The organism is Allobosea sp. ASV33, from assembly GCF_016428755.1.
Classification (GTDB): Bacteria; Pseudomonadota; Alphaproteobacteria; order Rhizobiales; family Beijerinckiaceae; genus Allobosea.
The window spans coordinates 73,213-91,639 of record NZ_JAELTI010000009.1; the positions used below are offsets into that span (position 1 = coordinate 73,213).

An 18,427-nucleotide genomic window follows, 5' to 3' on the forward strand; every position below is an offset into this window, starting at 1 on the left:
TCATGACCAGGGGGCTCCGGAGCGTCTTCCGGCCTGGGCTTCTCGGGTCTGCGCTTCGCTCCGCCCGAGAATGACGCCAAGTCTCACGTCCCGCGTGGCTTCGCCCGCGTCGTCGGCAGCGCCGCGGCGGGATCGTCCGGCCAGGGATGGCGGGGATAGCGGCCCTTCATCTCGGATTTCACCGCGGCCCAAGAGCCGCGCCAGAAGCCCGGCAGGTCGCGCGTGACCTGGATCGGGCGATGCGCCGGCGACAGCAGTTCCAGCACCAGCGGCACGCGCCCGCTGGCCAAGGCGGGATGCGTCGCGAGGCCGTAAAGCTCCTGTACGCGCACGGAGATGGTCGGGCCGGCCTCGGCGGCGTAGTCGACGGCGAGCGAGGAGCCGGTCGGAGCGGTGAAATGGGTCGGCGCTTCCTGATCGAGCCTGCGCTTCAGCTCCCAGGGCAGCAGGCTCGCCAGCGCCGAATCGAGGTCGGAAGGCTGGATCGCAGCGAGCGAAGAACGGCCGAGGAGATGCGGCGCCAGCCAGAGCTCCGGCTCTTGCGCCAGCCCTTCATCCGAGAGATCGGGCCAGCCGGCTTCCGGCTCGGCCTTGCGCAGGAAGGCAGCGCGCTCGCGCAACTGGTTCTGCCCCTTGGTCCAGGGCAGCAGTCCAATGCCGAGCGATGCGATGCCCTTCGCCAGTGCTTCGGCGTTTTCGGATGTATCCGCGACGGAGAGCGGCCGTTCCGATAGCGAGAGAGCTCCATAGCGGCGCACGGCCCGGACGCGCAGGGCGCGCGCCGTGCGGTCGAAGCTCGCTTCCTCGCGCTCCGCGATGGCGAAGGGCGCGAGGCCATGGGAGACGAGCGTCGCAATCTCGGCTTCGCTGATCGCGGCGGCGGCCATGATGCGGGCCTGCTGGGCCGCGCCGGTCATTTCCGCGACGACGATATAGAGCTCGCGCGCCAGACGCTGTGACGCCTCCAATGCCCCGCCGCGGCCATTGGCAAGGAGGTACTGACCGGAGCCCGGCGCACGCGCCTTGGCGACCCGGTCGGGATAGGCGAAAGCGAGCAGAAGGCCGGGCGAAAGGACCTCGCCGGTACCAACCTGATCCTTGCCGATGCTGCGCTCGGCGGTTCGTGCCCAGCCTTCCGCGAGGCGGCGCATGTCGCCGGCCCGGCCGCCGCGCTCGCGGTCGAAGCGATCCAGGCGCTCGGCGAGATCGATGGCATCGCCGCCGAGCCCCCGCTCGACCAGCACGGCAGCGAGATCGGCAGCAACGTCCGCTCGCCCAAAGCGCGCGGACGCCACGACCATGCGGGCGAGGCGCGGCGGCAGCGGCAGCGCCTGCAGGGCGCGCCCTTCCGGCGTGATGCGGCCATCGGCATCGAGCGCGCCGACGGCTTCCAGAAGGCTACGCGCTTCCTTGAGGGCCGGCGCAGGCGGCGGATCGAGGAAGGCCAGCGTGGTGGGATCGCTGAGGCCCCATGCGGCGCAATCGAGCAGGAGCGGGCTGAGATCCGCCGAGAGAATTTCCGGGCGGGCGAAGGCTTCGAGCGCGCCGGTCGCGGCCTCCTCCCAGAGCCGATAGCACACGCCCGGCTCGGTGCGGCCGGCGCGGCCCCGGCGCTGGTCGGCGGCGGCGCGGCTGACGCGGCGGGTCTCCAGACGGGTCACGCCGATATCGGGCTCGTAGACGGGCACGCGTGCGAGGCCGGAATCGATGACGACACGGACGCCCTCAATGGTCAGCGAGGTCTCGGCGATGGCGGTCGCGAGCACGATCTTGCGCTTAGCCGCGGGCGCCGGCAGCACGGCGCGGTCCTGCTCGCGCTGGTCGAGCGCGCCATAGAGCGGGGCGATCTCGACGGCGGGATCGCGCAATCTCTCGCGCAGGCGCTCCTCGACACGGCGGATCTCGCCCTGGCCGGGCAGGAAGACAAGCTGCGAGCCTGGCTGTTCGTTCAGCGCCAGCAGGATCGTGTCGGTGACCTGATCCTCGATGCGCTTCAGCGGGTCGCGGCTGCGATAGCGCGTCTCGATCGGATAGGCGCGGCCCTCGCTCTCGATCACCGGGGCATCGCCCAGCAATTTCGCGACGCGGGCGCCATCCAAAGTAGCCGACATCACGAGGATGCGCAGGTCCTCGCGCAGGCCGCCTTGCGCATCGAGCGCCAGGGCGAGGCCGAAATCGGCATCGAGCGAGCGCTCGTGAAATTCGTCGAAGAGCACGGCGGCGACGCCGTCCAGCGCGGGATCGTCGAGGATCATCCGGGCGAAGACGCCTTCGGTGACGACCTCGATGCGCGTCTTCGAGCCGATCTTCGAGCCGAGCCGCACGCGCAAGCCTACCGTCTCGCCAACGCGCTCGCCCAGGGTCTGCGCCATCCGGTTCGCCGCGCCCCGAGCTGCCAGGCGCCTCGGTTCGAGCACGATCAGCTTGCCGCCTTTGGTCCAGGGCTCGTCGAGGAGGGCGAGCGGCACGCGCGTGGTCTTGCCGGCGCCGGGCGGGGCGACCAGAACGGCATTCGGCCGCGCCCTCAAAGCGGCGGCGAGGTCGCCGAGAACGGCGTCGATCGGAAGGGCGGTGTCGAAGGCGCGCATGCCCGGCCGATGTGGCGCAGGTGCGTGCCGCACGCAAGCCACTCGCCAGCCGGCCCGTCCCATGCTAACCGCTGCGGCATGACTGAGACCGGCCAGACCCGCATCCAGAACCGCTTCCAGGCCTGCGCCCGCGAGGGCCGGGCGGCGCTCGTGACCTTCGTCACCGCCGGCGATCCCGATTTCGAGACCTCCAGCGCGATCCTCGCGGCCCTGCCCGGAGCCGGCGCTGACGTGATCGAGCTCGGCGTGCCCTTCACCGACCCGATGGCGGACGGCGTGCCGGTCCAGCTCGCCGGCCAGCGCGCGCTCAAGGCCGGCCAGACGCTGCGCAAGACGCTCGCCATGGTCGAAAGCTTCCGCAAGGCCGGCCATGACACACCGATCGTGCTGATGGGCTATTACAACCCGATCTGGGCCTATGGCGTCGACGCCTTCCTGGCGGATGCCCGCCGCGTCGGCATCGACGGCCTCATCGTCGTCGACCTGCCGCCGGAAGAGGACGAGGAGCTCTGCCTGCCGGCGCTGAAGGCCGGCGTGTCGTTCATCCGTCTGGCGACGCCGACGACCGACGACAAGCGCCTGCCCAAGGTGCTGCAGAACACCTCCGGCTTCGTCTATTACGTCTCGGTCACCGGCGTGACCGGCGGCGCCATCGCCGATTACGGCGCGGTCGGCGATGCCGTCGCCCGGATCAAGCGCCATACCGACCTGCCCGTCGCGGTCGGCTTCGGCGTCAAGACCGCCGAGGATGCGGCCACCATCGCCAAGCGCGCGGATGGCGTCGTCGTCGGCTCGGCCCTGGTCGAGCGCGTCCGCCTCTCGCTCGATGACCAGGGCAAGGCCACGGAAAAGACGGTTTCGGCTGTCACCTCGCTGGTCAGCGAGCTCGCCCAGGGCATCCGCTCCGTCGCCAAGGCGGCCTGAGCCCAAGGTTTCGTTCCATGGTCGCGCCGCTTGCCCGCCGGCAGGCACGACCCCATTTTCGGCGTGACGGCGCGCAGTCGCCGACAAGCCCATCAGGGATTCATCCGATGAACTGGATTTCCGAAGTCGTCCGGCCGCGCATCAAGACGCTGTTCAAGCGCGAGAGCCCCGAGAACCTCTGGATCAAGTGCCCCGATTCCGGGCAGATGGTGTTCCACAAGGACGTCGAAGCCAATGGCTACGTCATCCCCGGCTCCGAGCACCATATGCGCGTCACCGCGCCGGAGCGGCTGCGGCTGACTTTCGACGACGGCAAGTGGCTCGATGTCGCCCTGCCGGAGGTCGCGATCGACCCGCTGAAGTTCCGCGACGAGAAGCGCTATGTCGACCGGCTGAAGGATGCCCGCGCCAAGACCGGCATGCAGGACGCCTTCAAGATCGGCTATGGTCGGGTCAAGGGCCTGCCGATGACGCTGGCCGTGCAGGATTTCCACTTCATGGGCGGCTCGCTCGGCATGGCCGCGGGCGAGGCCTTCGTGAAGGGCGCCGAGACCGCATTCGACAAGAAGACGCCCTATGTCGTCTTCGCGGCATCGGGCGGCGCGCGCATGCAGGAAGGCATCCTCTCGCTGATGCAGTTGCCCCGCACGACGGTCGCGGTGCGGCGCCTGCGCGCGGCGGGCCTGCCCTATTTCGTGGTGCTGACCAATCCGACCACCGGCGGCGTCACGGCTTCCTATGCGATGCTGGGCGATGTCCATATCGCCGAGCCCGGCGCGCTGATCGGCTTCGCCGGCCCGCGCGTGATCGAGCAGACGATCCGCGAGAAGCTGCCGGACGGCTTCCAGCGCTCCGAGTACCTGAAGGATCACGGCATGGTCGACATGGTCGTGCATCGCCGCGACCTGCCGGAGACGCTCGCCCGGCTCGGCCGCCTGCTGACCAAGCAGCCGGCCGTGAAGGAAGAGGCTGCGCCCGCGCGTCCGGTGACCGAGGCCGTCTGAGCGGTCCGAAAGAGTTCACGGCTGGGGGCCGTCACGCCATGGGGTCTTCCGACGCATTGCTTGCGCGCTTCATGGCGTTGCATCCCAAGCTGATCGACCTCTCGCTCGGCCGCATCCTCACCCTGCTCGAAAAGCTCGGCGACCCCCAGAAGAAGCTGCCGCCGGTGATCCATGTCGCCGGCACCAACGGCAAGGGCTCGACCATCGCCTTCATGCGGGCGATCCTCGAAGCCGCCGGCCTCTCCGTCCATGTCTATATCTCGCCGCATCTGGTGCGCTTCCATGAGCGCATCCGGCTGGGCGCGCCCGGTGGGGGCCGCTTCGTCGCCGAGGACAAGCTGGTCGAGGCGCTGGAGCGCTGCGAGGCGATCAATGCCGGCGATCCCATCACCTTCTTCGAGATGACGACGGCGGCGGGGCTGCTGCTCTTCTCCGAGCATCCGGCCGATGTGCTGTTGCTGGAGGTCGGGCTCGGCGGGCGCTTCGACGCGACCAATGTCATCGCTCACCCGGCCTGCACGGTGGTGACGCCCGTCTCGCTCGACCATTCCGAATATCTCGGCGATACCGTCACCAAGATCGCCGGCGAGAAGGCCGGCATCTTCAAGCGCGGCGCGCCGGCCGTGATCGCCCCGCAGGAACCGGAGCCGACCGCTGTGCTGGAAGCCGCGGCCGAACGCGCGGGAGCTTCGAAGATCCTGATCGGCGCGCAGGATTTCAACGTCCACGAGGCCGGCGGGCGGCTGGTCTACGAGGACCAGGACGGGCTGCTCGACCTGCCGCTGCCGCGCTTGTCCGGCCGGCACCAGCATATCAATGCCGGCACCGCGATCGCCGCGCTGCGGGCGGCCGGCTACGGCGCCCTGCCGGCGCAAGCCTTCGAAGACGGGATGCGCAACGCCGACTGGCCGGCGCGGTTGCAGCGCCTCTCGCGCGGAGCGCTGGCCGAGATCGTGCCGGAGCGCGCCGAGCTCTGGCTCGATGGCGGCCATAACCCCGATGGCGGGCGCGTGCTCGCCCAGGCCATGGCCGATCTCGCCGATCGCAACCCGGCGCCGCTCGTGATGATCGCCGGCCTGCTCTCGACCAAGGACGCCGCCGCGACGCTCGGGCATTTCAAGGGGCTGGCGCAAGGGCTCTATGCCGTTCCGATCCATAATTCGCTGGCCGCGCGCCCGGCCGAGGAGGTCGCGGAGGCCGCCCGCAATGCCGGTCTCGTCGCCGAAGTCTCCAGCTCGGTGGAGCAGGCGCTACGGACGATCGCGGCGCGCGACTGGCCGGCGCCGCCGCGCATCCTGATCTGCGGCTCGCTCTATCTCGCGGGCGAAGTGCTCTCCGACAACGGCACGCCGCCGACCTAAGCCTTTTGCGCATTTCGACATGCCTATCTCGGGGAAAGCCATGCCCGTTCCCGGACTGACCGTCATCGCCGCCACGCTGCTTTGCGGCCTGCTCGGCGGCTGCGCCACGACCGAGGGGACGACGCCGCGGAACGCCGCAGGCACGGAGCGGGTCGCATCCGGCAAGCCGACCTTCCTGCAGCAGACCTTCATGACGATGGACGAGCGCTGCCGGCCGATCCGCCGCCCCAGCGGCGTCCTGACGGAACCACCCCGGCATGGGAAGGTCCGGTTGGCGACCCGCAATGCCAAGGCTGAGTACGAGCCCGGACCCATGCGGCATTGCGACGGCAAGGTCGGCCCTTCGCTTGCCTTCGAATACACGTCACGGGCCGGCTATCGCGGGCCGGACAGTTTCCGCGCCCGCATCCGCTACAAGGACGGTGAAATCCGCCAGGAGCGGTTCGACGTCATGGTCGATTGAGGCGCGGCATCGGGAGAACGTCATGCAACGCAGCTTCGGAGCCTCGGGTGCGCTCGTCTCGTCGATCGGCCAAGGCAGTTGGTATAGCGAGCAGGGCGACCGGCGCGAGGCGATCGCCGCCTTCCGGCGCGGGCTCGATCTCGGGCTGACGCATATCGACACCGCCGAGATGTATGGCGATGGCCGCTCCGAGGCTTTGATCGGCGAGGCCATCGAAGGCCGGCGCGACGCGGTCTTCCTGGTCTCGAAGGTGCTGCCGCATAACGCTTCGCGGCAGGGCGTGCGCGCCGCTTGCGAGCGATCACTGCGACATCTGAAGACCGACCGGCTCGATTGCTACCTGCTGCACTGGCGCGGCCCGCACCCCCTTGCGGAAACCTTCGCCGGTTTCGAGGCGCTGAAGCAGGAAGGCAAAATCCTGTCCTGGGGCGTCAGCAATTTCGACGAGGACGATCTGGACGAGGCGCTCGCCGCTGCGGGGCCGGGCCGGATCGCCTGCAACCAGGTGCTCTACCATCTGCGCGAACGTGCCATCGAGCATGCGGTGATCCCTTGGTGCGAACGCCATGGCGTCGCCGCCGTTGCCTACAGTCCCTTCGGCCATGACGATTTCCCGGCCGCCGGCACCACGTCGGGCAAGGCGCTGACGGAAATCGCCGCAAGCCATGGCGCAACACCCCGGCAGGTCGCGCTCGCCTTCCTGACCCGAAGCGAAAGCGTTTTCGCGATCCCGAAGGCTGGCCGAGTCACCCATGTCGAGGACAATGCCGGCGCGCTGAATCTGACGCTCTCCGAGGCCGAGATCGGCCGGATCGACGCCGCCTTTCCTCGGGGCCGCAAGCCGGCTTCCCTGCCGATGATCTGAGCGGCCGGAAACCACGTTCCGCCTTCCGGCTTTACAAGACGGCACGGCCGGCGCTTTCCTAGAGTCAAGGGCGGCGGCCACCAGAGCTCGACAACGCCTCATCCAGCAGTTGCGTTCTTCGGAGTGAGTGTGATGCGTCGCGTTCTCGGCCTCCTGGCCGTCCTCGTCCTGTCGGTCTTTGCCGGCGCCGCCCATGCCGGGGTCGACGTCAAGGTCGACATCCCCGCCCAGCGCATGTCGGTGACGACCACCGACGGCGAGGTCTACGACTGGAAGATCTCATCCGGCCGCAAGGGCTTCCGCTCGCCCAACGGCGTCTATCGTCCGACGCGGCTCGAGAAGAACTGGTACTCTCGCAAATACGGCGGCGCGATGCCCTATTCCGTGTTCTTCCGCGGCGGCTATGCCATCCACGGCACCGGCGCCGTCGGCGCGCTCGGCCGTCCGGCCTCGCATGGCTGCATCCGCCTGCACCCGGCCAACGCCGCCAAGCTCTTCGCGCTGGTGAAGAAGCACGGCGCCAGCCAGACCCGGATCGCTCTACATGGCGCGGCGCCCGACAACCTCTCGCGCTTCGCGAAGGCTTCGACGACCTCGAAGGCCAAGCTCGCGAAGGCCGGCTCGTCCAAGCAGAAGATCGCCAAGGCCAAGCAGCGCAGCCAGGCGACCAGCGTCGCCCAGCAGCGTCGTGGCGGCGACTGGGAAGCCGCGCGCGGCCAGATCCTGCTCCGCCCCGCCCTGCCGGCCAATGCCTATGGCTACCAGCCTTATTATCCCAGCGGCTACGGCTGGCGCTGAGCCTTAGGGCTTAAGCGCTCTACGATGGATCCCGGGTCAAGCCCGGGATGACGAAGCGCTTCCGCTTAAAATAAGCACGCTCTAGAGAGCCTCAGGCGCGATCCTGAGCCAGCCTTCCAGCGTCTCGCCCGGCGCGACGCGCCTGAGCGGCGAAGCGGCCCGCGCCGCGGGCTCGCTCGGTGCGCCGATCGCATGGCTCTGCGGCTCGACGCAGAGGAAATCCGCACCCGCAGGCGCCCAGACCACCGGGCAGTCAAGATCGGCGCTCGCGGTCAGGGTGACGGCGAGGCCGGTCGAGGGCGTCTCGATCCGGGCCGTGCCGTCCCAACCGAGGAAGCTCCAGGCGGTCACGGTTTTCGCTTGAAAAGGGCGCGCCTCGGCATAGGGGCCGCCATCGGCGAAAGCCTGCTGGCCGGTGGCGCGGAAGGCCTCGCCGAAGACCAGCGCCCCTTTGCTGCGCATGACGAGGCTCGTATCGGCGGCACAGGGAAACCAGGGATGATGACCGATGCCGAACGGTAGTGCCGTCGGCGCCTCGTTGGTGATTTTCAGGCGGATGGTCATACCGGCTTCGTCGAGGACGACTTCCTGCCGCGCCCGGTAGCGATAGGGGTCTTCCCCCGTCGTCCGGCGGTGTTCGAGGACGGTATGGCCGCGGTCATACTCCAGCACATCCCAGGCCGCCTGCCAGCCGAAGCCATGGATGGCGCCGCCCGGATCGTTCTGCGGAACGAGGAAGCGCTCGTCGCCATCGTCGACGACGCAATCGAAGGCGCGGTTGGCGAAGGGCAGCATCGCCCAGGTCCCGAAGAAGTTCGGCGAGGCTGTGCCCGGCTGCCGGCCAGCCGGCGGATGGAGCACGTCGTGGCGACGCCCGTCCGGTCCGCGCCAGCTCAACGCGGAAACGATGCCGCCCATCTCGGGATGGATGACGGCGTCGAGGCCGCCCGCTTGCAGTTCGAGCATCCGGCTTGTCCGATTCGTCGGGGTGATCCCGGACCGCAGGGTTGCCGGGAAGGCGCGCCATGCACAAGGCTTCTCGGCGGCCGCTCTTGACCCCGTGGAGAGTGGCGGAGACAGTCGCCCGCCCTAGACCGCTGTACGCCCGATTGGATGCGCAGCGATCTACACGTCTGTTATCGCATCGGATTCTCCCGAAAAGTTGATTCCACTTTTCGGTCCGATGTTGCTGCCGGAGCCTGCCATGCCCAAACCTCTGATCGCGCTCGACTGGGGCACGACCCGCGCGCGCGCCTTCCTGATCTCGGAGACGGGCGCGGTGCTGGAACGGCGCATCGCCGATCGCGGCATCCAGTCGGTGCCGTCAGGCGGCTATCCCGAGGCTTTCGCCGAGCTCGCCGGGGATTTCCGCAAGGCGGCGCCCGATGCCGCGATCGTGCTCGCCGGCATGGTCGGCAGCCGCAACGGCTGGATCGAGGCGCGCTACGTGCCCTGCCCGGCCTCGCCGGCCGAGATCGCGGCCGCCGCAATCAAGGTCGATCTCGATGCAGGGACGACCGCGACGATCCTGCCGGGCCTGAGCTGCGACGACGGCGCCTTCGACGTGATGCGCGGCGAGGAAACCCTGATCGTCGGGCTCGGCCTGAGCGACGGCATCGCCTGCCTGCCGGGCACCCATTCGAAATGGGCCGAGATCAAGCAGGGCCGCATCACCCGCTTCGCCAGCTTCATGACGGGCGAGGTCTACGGGCTGCTGCGCAACGATTCGATCCTCGCCCGGCTGGCCGAAGCGCCCTCCGAGGAAGACGCGATCGAGGGTGCCGCGCGCGGCCAGGCAGCCGCCGGGCGGCCCGGCGGACTGCTCAACAGCGCCTTCGCGGCCCGTACCGAGGTCCTTGCCGGCCGGATGGCAGGCGGGGCGGTCGGTCCCTATCTCTCGGCGCTGCTGGTCGGGCAGGAAATCGCGGGGGCGGAAGCCCTGTTCGGCCAGGGCCAGGAGATACATCTCGTCGCCGACGGCGCGCTCGCCGAGAGCTATGGCGCCGGGCTGCGGGCGCGAAACCATCCCGTCCGGGTCATCTCGCCCGAGGCGGCCTTCGTCGCCGGCATCCGGCGGCTTGCAGCGGATATTGCGGCATGATCGTCGTCTTCGGCTCCATCAATATCGATCTGGTGACTCCGGTCGAGCGCCTGCCGGGACCCGGCGAGACCGTGCTCGGACCGGGCTATGCCCTGCATCCGGGCGGCAAGGGCGCGAACCAGGCGCTCGCGGCCCGGCGTGCCGGCGCGGATGTCGTGCTGATCGGCGCGACAGGGCGAGACAGGTTCGCCGATGCCGCGCTGGCGCTCCTCACCGCTGAGGGCGTCGATCTCGACCATGTCGCACAGGTCGACGAGCCGACCGGTGCCGCCTTCATCGCGACGGATCGCGAGGGCGCCAACCAGATCATCGTCGCGGCCGGCGCCAATGCCGCCCTGCGGCCGGATGCCTTGCGACAGCTCGAGCTTGCGGCCGAGGACATCCTGCTCCTGCAACGCGAGGTGCCGGAGGACGCCTGCCTCGAAGCCGCCCGCGCGATGAAGCGGGCGGGCGGGCGCGTCATCCTCAATCTTGCGCCGGCCGAGGCGCCCTCGCCCGCACTCCTGGACCAGCTCGACCTCCTCATCGTCAACGAGCATGAGGCGATGGTCCTGGCGCAGGCGCTGGGATGGCCAGAGCAGGACCCAGATGCGATCGCGTGTCGGCTCGACGGCGAAAGACGCATCACCACGGTCGCGACGTTGGGCGGGGCCGGGGTGGTCGCCTGGATCGACGGCATCCGCCATCGCCTCCCTGCCCCCGACGTCGCGGTCGTCGATACCGTCGCGGCCGGGGACAGCTTCACCGGTGCCTTCGCCGCCGCGCTCGCGGCCGGCAAGGACATGGCCGCGGCGCTGCGCGACGGGCTGGCGGCCGGCTCGCTGGCCTGCACGCGGCGGGGCGCCCAGCCGAGCATCCCCCATGCGCGCGAGATCGCCGCGTTGGCAGCGGGGCTTGCGGAGGCGCCGCGCCGGTAAGTCCGGGTTAAGCCTGTCCGCGATCGCATCGGGCTGCACTCACCGGTTGCACGCAAATGCGCGCAAGCTCTTCACGCTTCGTCAGGGCTCGTTGCGCATTGTGGCAGCAACGGCAGAGGGACCGCGAGGGGGCTGTGGCGACACAACCGTTGATCTGGGCGTTGAGCGTGGCCGGAGCCGCGATCGCCGGAACGCTGTCCTATACGCAGCTCCTGGCCCCGCGCCTGGCGGGCGAAGCGCCTTCCGTAGCGGTGGCCACGACGGAGAAGAAGCCGCCGGGACCACGCGTCCCTTCGACGCTCGCCGTCGCTGCCGACTATCGGGGCCACTACATCGTGCACCCCACGGTCGAGAACTATCGCGTCAAGATGATGGTCGATACCGGTGCCAGCATCGTCGCGCTGACGGCGTCCGATGCCCAGGCCCTCGGAATCAAGCGGGATGCCTCGACACGCAAGGTGATGCTCAGCACCGCCAATGGAGCGGTCATGGGCTTCCAGACCACGCTGCGCGAGATCCGGCTCGGCGAGATCATCGTCCGCAATGTCGAGGCCGTCGTCCTGCCCGCCGGCGCGCTCTCGATGAGCCTGCTCGGCAACTCGTTCCTCAGCAAGCTGCAGGGCTACGAGGTCCAGACCGGACGCATGGTGCTGCGCGGCTGAGTCAGCACTTCCTCCGGAACGATCGGCATTCCGACAAGCCGGCCCCAGGCGAGATCAATCCGCCCCGAGCCTTCGATCAGCCTTGCGTATCGCGGCCCTGATCAGAATGTCGGGCAGTAGCCGACATCGGTTCGCTTCACCTGCTCGATGTTCAAGGTGCCGCCGGCCAAGCCGTTTCGCGGGCGCGAGTAGATCGGGGTGTTCCCGAGCGTGAACGGCCCGGTCAGGACATAGCCGATGGCAGGAGTATGGCGGTAACTCGCGCGAGCCATGATGACTGAGGTATTGGCGACCTTGACGCTGTCGGGGACGGTGACCGTCGTGCCGCGCGCCAGCGCGGTGCCGTTGCGCTGGTTGCTCCAGCAGACCTTCGCGACGCCGGTGGAATCGATGACGAGGCTGGTGATGACCATCGACGCGTTGGCGGGGGCATAGGGCATCAGGATCGTCTGCCCGGCATCGAAGATGTTCTCCAGATCGGCGGGCGCGACGGACTGGACGCGTGCCGTGAGATCGGTGAGGGCCGAGGTGAGCTGGGTGACCTTGCGGCTGATCATGACGAGCTGTGCCACCTCGACCGTCCCGAGATAGGCGACGAGCATCACCGGCAGCGCCATCGCGAACTCGACCAGCGCGACTCCGTCCCGGCTGCGGCAGAACCGTCGCCAGATGGGTGGGGTCGTCCGTGCCCGCATTTCCACAATCCCTGTCACCGACGATCCAGCTCTTTGATCTTGCATCGGCTGTCTTCCGAAAATCGCCAATGTTCTAGAACGGCTCGGCCCGGAAGGCCGCGCTGGCGACGATGCCGCGCCGGCCGGCCCCGATATTGGCCAGCGAAGTGGACGCCCAGCTCGTCAGGAAGAGCTTGTAGTCCAGAACGGCGCGCACCACGACGATGTCGCTCTTCACCGGCTGATTGTACGTGAAACTGCTCGTGTCGAGGGTGCCCCCCGCGATGGGGTTGCTGGCGGAGCTACCGGATCCGGCAGCGGCAAAGCTGCTGTAGACGCGGATGTCGACGGACAATTTCGAGCAGTCGATCAGCTGCATCGGCGCGCGCGCGCAGATATCGTCGCGGAACTTCGCCGCGTTCGCCGCGCCGGTCGAGGCCGTGTAAATGTAGCGCGACTGGCCGGTGATGAGCGAGCGGGAGACCTGCGACAGTGATTCTTCCAGGACCTCGTTGGTCCAGAACATCAAGGCCGTCTCGAAGATCGCAAAGAGAAGCGCGAAGAACGGCACAGCGACGAAGGCGAACTCCACGACAGTCGCTCCGTTTTCAGAGCGGCGAAAGCGCCGCAGAAGCAGCCGGCCGGCGCGGCAGCGCTGCGGTCCGCCATCCGGCGCGGAGATTTTTTTCGTGCGGTCGAACATGCTTCTGCCTCGTCGAGCTGCGGCCCAGGCCAGACATCCCTACGGCAAAAGAATTTCGGATCGGTTAGGGGCGCTGCCCGGCAGCCGAAAACACGATGAAGCTTTCGCTAACCATGCCCGGCCGCGAGCATTCATGCGGTCGCGCCTTCGCGCGCGTACCTGAAACGGCTCCGGTTCTAGTTCCGCGTCGCGGTCGTCGCGAGCCCATTGCGGGCCGTCGTTTGCCCGGCCACGCCAGCGAAGTAGTCCTGCGCGTCACCTATCTGCACCGAAGGCTGGCAGTTCGGATTACAGGCATAGCTTTCGCGCTGCATGCCCCGCTGGACCGTCAGGACCTCGTCGGAGGCAGCGCTGACCCGCACCAGCGATTCCGCCAGGAGCGCACCATTGGCATCCAGCGCGATCAGATTGGTCACGCCGAAGCTCTTGCCGGTCACGATCATGACGCCGTTACGCTGCACGGAAACGTCCGCGATGGCAGGATTGCCCACGATGACCGTCTGAGCCTTCTCGGGCAGGCGCACGACCTTCGCGTGATCGACCACAACGATCACGCTCTCGCCCTGCCCGCGCTGTTGCGGCGCCGCCGCCGCGCCGCCGCATGCAGTGATCGCGAGGACTGTCGCGGCCGCCCAGCAGGTGAGCCGACGGCGCCCTTCGGGAGCACGGATGATCAACATGGGGGCGCCTCAAGCTTTGCGACCCTGCCAGTGAAGCCCAAAATGATGAATCAAACCCTAAGCCGATGGGGAGCAGCGATTTCAGGCCGCCTGCCGTAACATGTCGCAACGGAAGACTTCCGGAATCGAGCGTCCCCGCTCAAGCGTTCACAAACTAAATTTGCATCGCGCGACTTATTAAACGCCCCGTTTACCGACAATTTCTCACAGAGCTCGCTTTATTCACAAGTTATCTCTCAAATTATGCCTGCTAAATCGGGTGTTAACCACAGAAATAACGCCGCGCGAAACGGGCCAATTCTTCGATCGGCTTAACCGATCAGCAATATGAGCCCGCTAATGTCACTCCTGTCGCTGACCGAAGCCACCTCAGAGCACAGGCAGCCGTCAAACCGTGGTGTAAAGGAGTTCCAACATGACCAACGTTTTCAAGCGCTTCGTCAAGGACGAGTCGGGCGCCACCGCCATCGAGTACGGCCTGATCGCCGCCCTGATCGCCGTTGTCTGCATCACCGCCATGACGACGATCGGCGAGAACCTGAAGGGCAAGTTCGAGACGATTGCCACCAATCTCGGCAAGTGAGCCCATCGTTTCCGGCGCCTGACGGAAACGCAACGCGCCGGAACTGAGAAACGGGACGCTCTGGCCTTGCCGGAGCGTCCCGCGTTTCAAGCCGAGATTTCGAGGGATCTGCGCGAGCACATCCCGAACCTGTAACGGAGCGTGCCATGTCGCTTCAATTGATCGTCCTGCTCGGTGCTTTTCCGTTTGCCATGGCTTACGCAGCCGCGAGCGATCTCGTCTCCATGACGATCTCGAACCGGCTTTGCCTCTTTCTCGTTGCTTCTTTCGCCCTTTGCGCAGCCCTGCTCGGGCTCGGCCTGGCGGAAATCGGCTGGCATCTCGCGGCCGGTGGCCTCGTCCTGATGGTCGCCTTCGGCCTGTTCGCAGCAGGCTGGATCGGAGGCGGCGACGCCAAGCTCGCCGCGGCAACGGCGCTGTGGTTCGGCTTCGACCAACTCATGCCGTATCTCATGATCGCCGGCCTCCTCGGCGGCCTTCTAACGATTGCCATCATCACCTTGCGCACGCGCCCTCTGCCGGCCTTCATGGAAGAATGGTCCTGGCTTCGCCGGCTCCACGCCCCCACGGAAGGCGTGCCTTATGGTATCGCGCTCGCTTTCGCTGCGCTTCTCGTCCTTCCCGAGACCGCGATCTGGCACGCAGGTCTGGGCGTCTGACAGTCCGCCGGACTTAACGTCAGCAGTCTTCAAAAAATATACGTCCGATTAACCATAAGTTGACGTTTCCCGACGACGATCCGGGACGAGAGCCAATCACGCTTGGCTGAGGGTCGTTCGTCGATGAGTCCCGCACGCATCATCATACTCGTGGTCGCGCTGGCGGCAGGGCTGGGCGCCATGCTGCTCGTGCAGAGGCGTCCCAGCGAGCCCGCGCCGGTCGCGAAAATCGAAGCCGCCCCGACCGTGCCGGTCCTGGTCGCGGCGAGCGATATCCCCCTCGGCAACACCGTGACCGCCAACGACCTGCGCTGGCTCGATTGGCCCCTGGCCAGCGTGCCGACCGGCGTCATCCGCAAGGACGAGACCCCCGAGGCCGAAAAGGAAATCGTCGGCCAGGTCGCGCGCTACGCCGTCCTCGGCGCCGAGCCCATCCGCCGCGAGAAGCTGATCAAGACCGACGGAACCGGCTTCCTCTCGGCGGTCCTGCCCTCGGGCATGCGGGCCGTCGCCATCAGCACCGATAGTCGCGGCGCCAATACCGCCGGCGGTTTCATCCTTCCCAACGACCGTGTCGACGTGGTCTCCACCTGGCGCGGGGAAGCGACGAGCGGCCGCGGCGAGGCCTATGTCAGCGAGGTTATCCTGCGTAATCTTCGCGTCCTGGCGATCGGCCAGAACGTCCAGGAGCGCAACGGCGAGAAGGTCGTGGTCGGCGAGACCGCCACGCTCGAGGTCGATCCCGCACAAGTCGAGCTTCTGATCCAGGGTCAGAAGACCGGCACGCTGTCGCTGGCCCTGCGCAGCCTCAAGGATGCCGGCGAAACGACGCCGCCAACCCAGGCCGACAATTCCATGACCCTCGTGCGCTACGGCGTCACCTCGAAGAGTGTGAAGCCATGATCAGATCGTCTCTCCGCATCGCCACGGCCCTCGCGCTCGCCCTGGCCGCCGGCAGCGTCGACGCCCAGACGACAGCAGGCAGGGGCCCTGCCCCCGTCCTGAACGTCGGCTCGAGCGAGAACGCGATCTCGCGCAGGCTCGATCTCTCGATCGGCCGCTCGCTCATCGTTGAATTGCCGCGCGACGCCAAAGAGGTTTTCGTCGCCAATCCGAAGGTCGCCAACGCGGTGGTCCGCACCGCGCGCAAGCTCTTCATCATCGGCATCGCCGACGGCTCGACCTCGATGTTCGTGATGGACGGCGACGGCCAGCAGATCACCGCGCTCGACATCAATGTCGGCCGCGACCTCAACGTGCTCAGACAGACGCTGCGCACGGCACTGCCGAATTCGCAGATCGACATCAAGCCCGCGGGGGATTCGATCCTACTCGTCGGAACGGTGCCGAATGCATCGGAGGCGACGCAGGCCGTCGACATCGCCAAGGCCTTCGTCGGCGTCGCCTCGTCCGGGTCCTCCGGCGCCGTGATCAACTCGCTGACTCTGCGCGACCGCGACCAGGTAATGGTGAAGGTCACTGTCTCGGAAATCTCGCGCAAGGCGATCAAGCAGCTCGGCATCAATTCGACCGGCGAGTGGAAACTCGGCAAGTTCTCGCTGACGCCGTCGATCGACAACCCGTTCCCGCTGCAGCCGCAGCAATTGTCCGCGACCGCGATCGGCGCCGGCATCGGCAACACCCAGAACTTCACGCTGCGCGCGCTCGAACGCGCCGGCATGGCGCGCGTCCTGGCGGAACCGACCGTCACCGCCATCTCCGGCGAAAGCGCCAAATTCACCGCCGGCGGCGAAGTGCCGGTGCCGAAGGGGCAGAGCTGCTCCTACGACGTCTTCAACCGGCGCACCTGCCAGATCCAGATCGAATACAAGCCGATCGGCGTCGCCCTCAACTTCACGCCGATTGTCATGTCCGACACCAAGATCAGCATGCGCATCGCCACCGAGGTTACCGAGCTCGACTTCGAAAACCAGCTGCGGATGAGCGGCGGCAACGAGGAAGCGCTGAACACCCCCGCATTCCGCGTGCGCAAGTCAGACACCACGGTCGAGTTGCCCTCGGGCGGCACGTTGGCGACGGCTGGCCTGATCCAGCGCGTCTCCAAACAGTCGCTCAACGGTCTGCCCGGGCTGATGAACCTGCCGATCATCGGCACCTTGTTCCGCTCGCGCGACTACCAGCGCGAGGAGACCGAGCTGATGATCATGGTCACGCCCTATATCGCCAAGCCGATGCAGCCGAACCAGATCCAGCGGCCGGATGACGGCTTCGTCGAGGCGCATGATTCCCAGGCGATCCTGCTCGGGCGCCTCAACAAGATCTATGGCAGCGGCGGCGGCCCGGTTCCCCAGGCCTACAAGGGTCGCGTCGGCTTCATCGCCGACTGAGCGCGCCCGGTGACAACGATGATGGATGGCCCGACCATGACGGTTTCCTCCCGGAACGACTCGACAGGACCGCTCCTGATTGCCGCCGTGCTGGTGCTGGGCGGCCTGCTCGGCGGCTGCGCCAAGCGCACGGCCGAGGCCGACACCCTCGCCTACGGGCCGGACGACGTGCGCGAACGGCACCCGATCGTGCTGCGTGACGCGCCGCGCTCGCTCGACGTCTTCGTCGGGCGCAGCGGGGGCGCGCTCGATGCGCGGCAGGCCGAAGATGTCGCCAGCTTCGCTCGCGAGTTCCGCCGCACCGGCAAGGGCGGCCTGGTCGCGGAGGTCCCGACCGGCACCCGCCGCGAGCGCGCCGCGCATGACACGCTGAGCGGCATCCGTGCGGCCCTGTCGCGCGGCGGCGTCTCGCCCGGCATCCTCAGCGTGCGCAGCTACCCGGTCCAGGACCCGGGCCTGGCCTCACCGATCCGCCTGACCTTCGCCTCGCTCCAGGCAAGCGTCCCGCACGCCTGCGGGCAATGGCCGACGGATCTCGGTTCTTCGGACTTCAAGTACTCGACTTCGAATGCCCCCTACTGGAACCTCGGCTGCGCCTCGCAGGCGACGCTGGCCGCCCAGGTCGCCGACCCGATCGACCTCGTCCGGTCGCGCGACGAAGGCCGCCCCGACATCGTCAAGCGCATGGGTGCCATCGCCAAAATCCGCGAAGGCAAGGATCCCTCGACCCAGTACCGGCAGGCGACGCCGCAGATCAATTCGACCGTCGGGGGCAACTGATGCAGTCCGACGCCAGAGACACCCCCGCCAGCGAATTGCCGAGCGACGAGATCATCGCTCCCCTGCCGCGCATCACGCTGCAGGCTTTCTGCGAAACGCCGGCGGTCGCCGCGACCATGCAGGCCGCCGTCGCCGACCGGCGGATGGACAAGGCGCATGCCCGCATCCAGATGGGCGGCCCCGCCGCGGCGGTCGAGGCCTTCCGCGCCTCGCCGACGCCCAACATCATCGTGCTCGAGGCGGTCGCCGACCCGGCGACCCTCGTCGCGCATCTCGATGCCCTGTCCGAAAGCTGCGATGCCGGCACGAAGGTCGTC

General features: G+C 67.8%; 19 protein-coding genes and 1 pseudogene. 15 read left to right on the plus strand and 5 right to left on the minus strand.

Translation table 11 applies throughout. The annotated features are described in order from the left end of the window. Positions 1-83: 83 nt before the first annotated feature. Positions 84-2,588, minus strand: coding sequence for an ATP-dependent helicase HrpB (hrpB, locus tag JHD80_RS04900; protein ID WP_199085253.1), 2,505 nt, complete (start codon positions 2,586-2,588; stop codon positions 84-86). A gap of 78 nt (positions 2,589-2,666) precedes the next feature. Between hrpB and trpA the strand changes: the two genes are divergently transcribed. The 6 genes from trpA (at position 2,667) to JHD80_RS04930 (ending at position 8,003) form a co-directional block, all read left to right on the plus strand. Then, a complete protein-coding gene (trpA, locus tag JHD80_RS04905) occupies positions 2,667-3,512 on the plus strand; it encodes a tryptophan synthase subunit alpha (RefSeq protein ID WP_199085254.1) in 846 nt (281 codons plus the stop codon). 107 nt (positions 3,513-3,619) lie between these two features. Continuing rightward, the gene (gene accD / locus JHD80_RS04910) at positions 3,620-4,516 is read left to right on the plus strand and encodes an acetyl-CoA carboxylase, carboxyltransferase subunit beta (RefSeq protein ID WP_199085255.1); all 897 of its coding nucleotides are present in this window, start codon (positions 3,620-3,622) and stop codon (positions 4,514-4,516) included. Positions 4,517-4,554: 38 nt separating this feature from the next. Beyond that, complete coding sequence (locus tag JHD80_RS04915) at positions 4,555-5,877, plus strand: bifunctional folylpolyglutamate synthase/dihydrofolate synthase (RefSeq protein WP_199085256.1); 1,323 nt, start codon at positions 4,555-4,557, stop codon at positions 5,875-5,877. 40 nt (positions 5,878-5,917) lie between these two features. Beyond that, positions 5,918-6,340, plus strand: a complete 423-nt coding sequence (locus JHD80_RS04920; RefSeq protein ID WP_199085257.1) for a hypothetical protein — start codon at positions 5,918-5,920, stop codon at positions 6,338-6,340. Positions 6,341-6,362: 22 nt separating this feature from the next. Next, positions 6,363-7,205, plus strand: a complete 843-nt coding sequence (locus tag JHD80_RS04925; protein WP_199085258.1) for an aldo/keto reductase — start codon at positions 6,363-6,365, stop codon at positions 7,203-7,205. A gap of 132 nt (positions 7,206-7,337) precedes the next feature. Continuing rightward, the gene (locus tag JHD80_RS04930; protein WP_199085259.1) at positions 7,338-8,003 is read left to right on the plus strand and encodes a L,D-transpeptidase; all 666 of its coding nucleotides are present in this window, start codon (positions 7,338-7,340) and stop codon (positions 8,001-8,003) included. Between the two features lie 81 nt (positions 8,004-8,084). Here the strand turns inward: JHD80_RS04930 and JHD80_RS04935 are convergent, their stop codons facing one another. Continuing rightward, on the minus strand, positions 8,085-8,969 hold the full coding sequence (locus JHD80_RS04935; RefSeq protein WP_199085260.1) for an aldose epimerase family protein: 885 nt from the start codon (positions 8,967-8,969) through the stop codon (positions 8,085-8,087). Between the two features lie 238 nt (positions 8,970-9,207). Here JHD80_RS04935 and JHD80_RS04940 point away from each other — a divergent pair, with 238 nt between their 5' ends. From JHD80_RS04940 to JHD80_RS04950, 3 genes are all read left to right on the plus strand, one after another. After that, entirely contained in the window at positions 9,208-10,104 is an 897-nt protein-coding gene (locus JHD80_RS04940; protein ID WP_199085261.1) for a 2-dehydro-3-deoxygalactonokinase, read from the plus strand. Then, a complete protein-coding gene (locus tag JHD80_RS04945; RefSeq protein ID WP_199085262.1) occupies positions 10,101-11,021 on the plus strand; it encodes a ribokinase in 921 nt (306 codons plus the stop codon). The genes JHD80_RS04940 and JHD80_RS04945 overlap by 4 nt, the downstream gene beginning before the upstream one ends. Before the next feature lie 134 nt (positions 11,022-11,155). After that, a complete protein-coding gene (locus JHD80_RS04950) occupies positions 11,156-11,683 on the plus strand; it encodes a TIGR02281 family clan AA aspartic protease (RefSeq protein WP_199085263.1) in 528 nt (175 codons plus the stop codon). Between the two features lie 101 nt (positions 11,684-11,784). On the opposite strand, the gene JHD80_RS04955 is transcribed toward JHD80_RS04950, so the two are convergent. The 3 genes from JHD80_RS04955 to JHD80_RS04965 form a co-directional block, all read right to left on the minus strand. Continuing rightward, the gene (locus JHD80_RS04955) at positions 11,785-12,378 is read right to left on the minus strand and encodes a TadE/TadG family type IV pilus assembly protein (protein WP_199085264.1); all 594 of its coding nucleotides are present in this window, start codon (positions 12,376-12,378) and stop codon (positions 11,785-11,787) included. A gap of 73 nt (positions 12,379-12,451) precedes the next feature. After that, the gene (locus JHD80_RS04960) at positions 12,452-13,060 is read right to left on the minus strand and encodes a TadE/TadG family type IV pilus assembly protein (protein WP_199085265.1); all 609 of its coding nucleotides are present in this window, start codon (positions 13,058-13,060) and stop codon (positions 12,452-12,454) included. 176 nt (positions 13,061-13,236) lie between these two features. Beyond that, positions 13,237-13,740, minus strand: coding sequence for a pilus assembly protein N-terminal domain-containing protein (locus tag JHD80_RS04965; protein WP_199085266.1), 504 nt, complete (start codon positions 13,738-13,740; stop codon positions 13,237-13,239). Positions 13,741-14,155: 415 nt separating this feature from the next. On the opposite strand from JHD80_RS04965, the gene JHD80_RS04970 reads away from it, so the two are divergent. The 6 genes and pseudogenes from JHD80_RS04970 to JHD80_RS04995 all read left to right on the plus strand — a co-directional run. Further along, positions 14,156-14,323 (plus strand): Flp family type IVb pilin, encoded by a 168-nt coding sequence (locus JHD80_RS04970; RefSeq protein WP_199085267.1) that lies wholly within the window; start codon positions 14,156-14,158, stop codon positions 14,321-14,323. 146 nt (positions 14,324-14,469) lie between these two features. After that, on the plus strand, positions 14,470-14,982 hold the full coding sequence (locus JHD80_RS04975) for an A24 family peptidase (RefSeq protein WP_199085268.1): 513 nt from the start codon (positions 14,470-14,472) through the stop codon (positions 14,980-14,982). A gap of 123 nt (positions 14,983-15,105) precedes the next feature. Beyond that, positions 15,106-15,885 (plus strand): Flp pilus assembly protein CpaB, encoded by a 780-nt coding sequence (cpaB, locus tag JHD80_RS04980; protein ID WP_199085269.1) that lies wholly within the window; start codon positions 15,106-15,108, stop codon positions 15,883-15,885. Further along, the gene (locus tag JHD80_RS04985) at positions 15,882-17,330 is read left to right on the plus strand and encodes a type II and III secretion system protein family protein (RefSeq protein ID WP_199085270.1); all 1,449 of its coding nucleotides are present in this window, start codon (positions 15,882-15,884) and stop codon (positions 17,328-17,330) included. Before cpaB ends, JHD80_RS04985 begins: the two co-directional genes overlap by 4 nt. A 36-nt stretch (positions 17,331-17,366) precedes the next feature. Continuing rightward, a complete protein-coding gene (locus JHD80_RS04990; protein WP_199085271.1) occupies positions 17,367-18,110 on the plus strand; it encodes a CpaD family pilus assembly protein in 744 nt (247 codons plus the stop codon). Continuing rightward, positions 18,110-18,427: pseudogene (locus JHD80_RS04995) on the plus strand (CtpF protein); the annotation flags it as partial. The gene JHD80_RS04990 and the pseudogene JHD80_RS04995, both read left to right, overlap by 1 nt.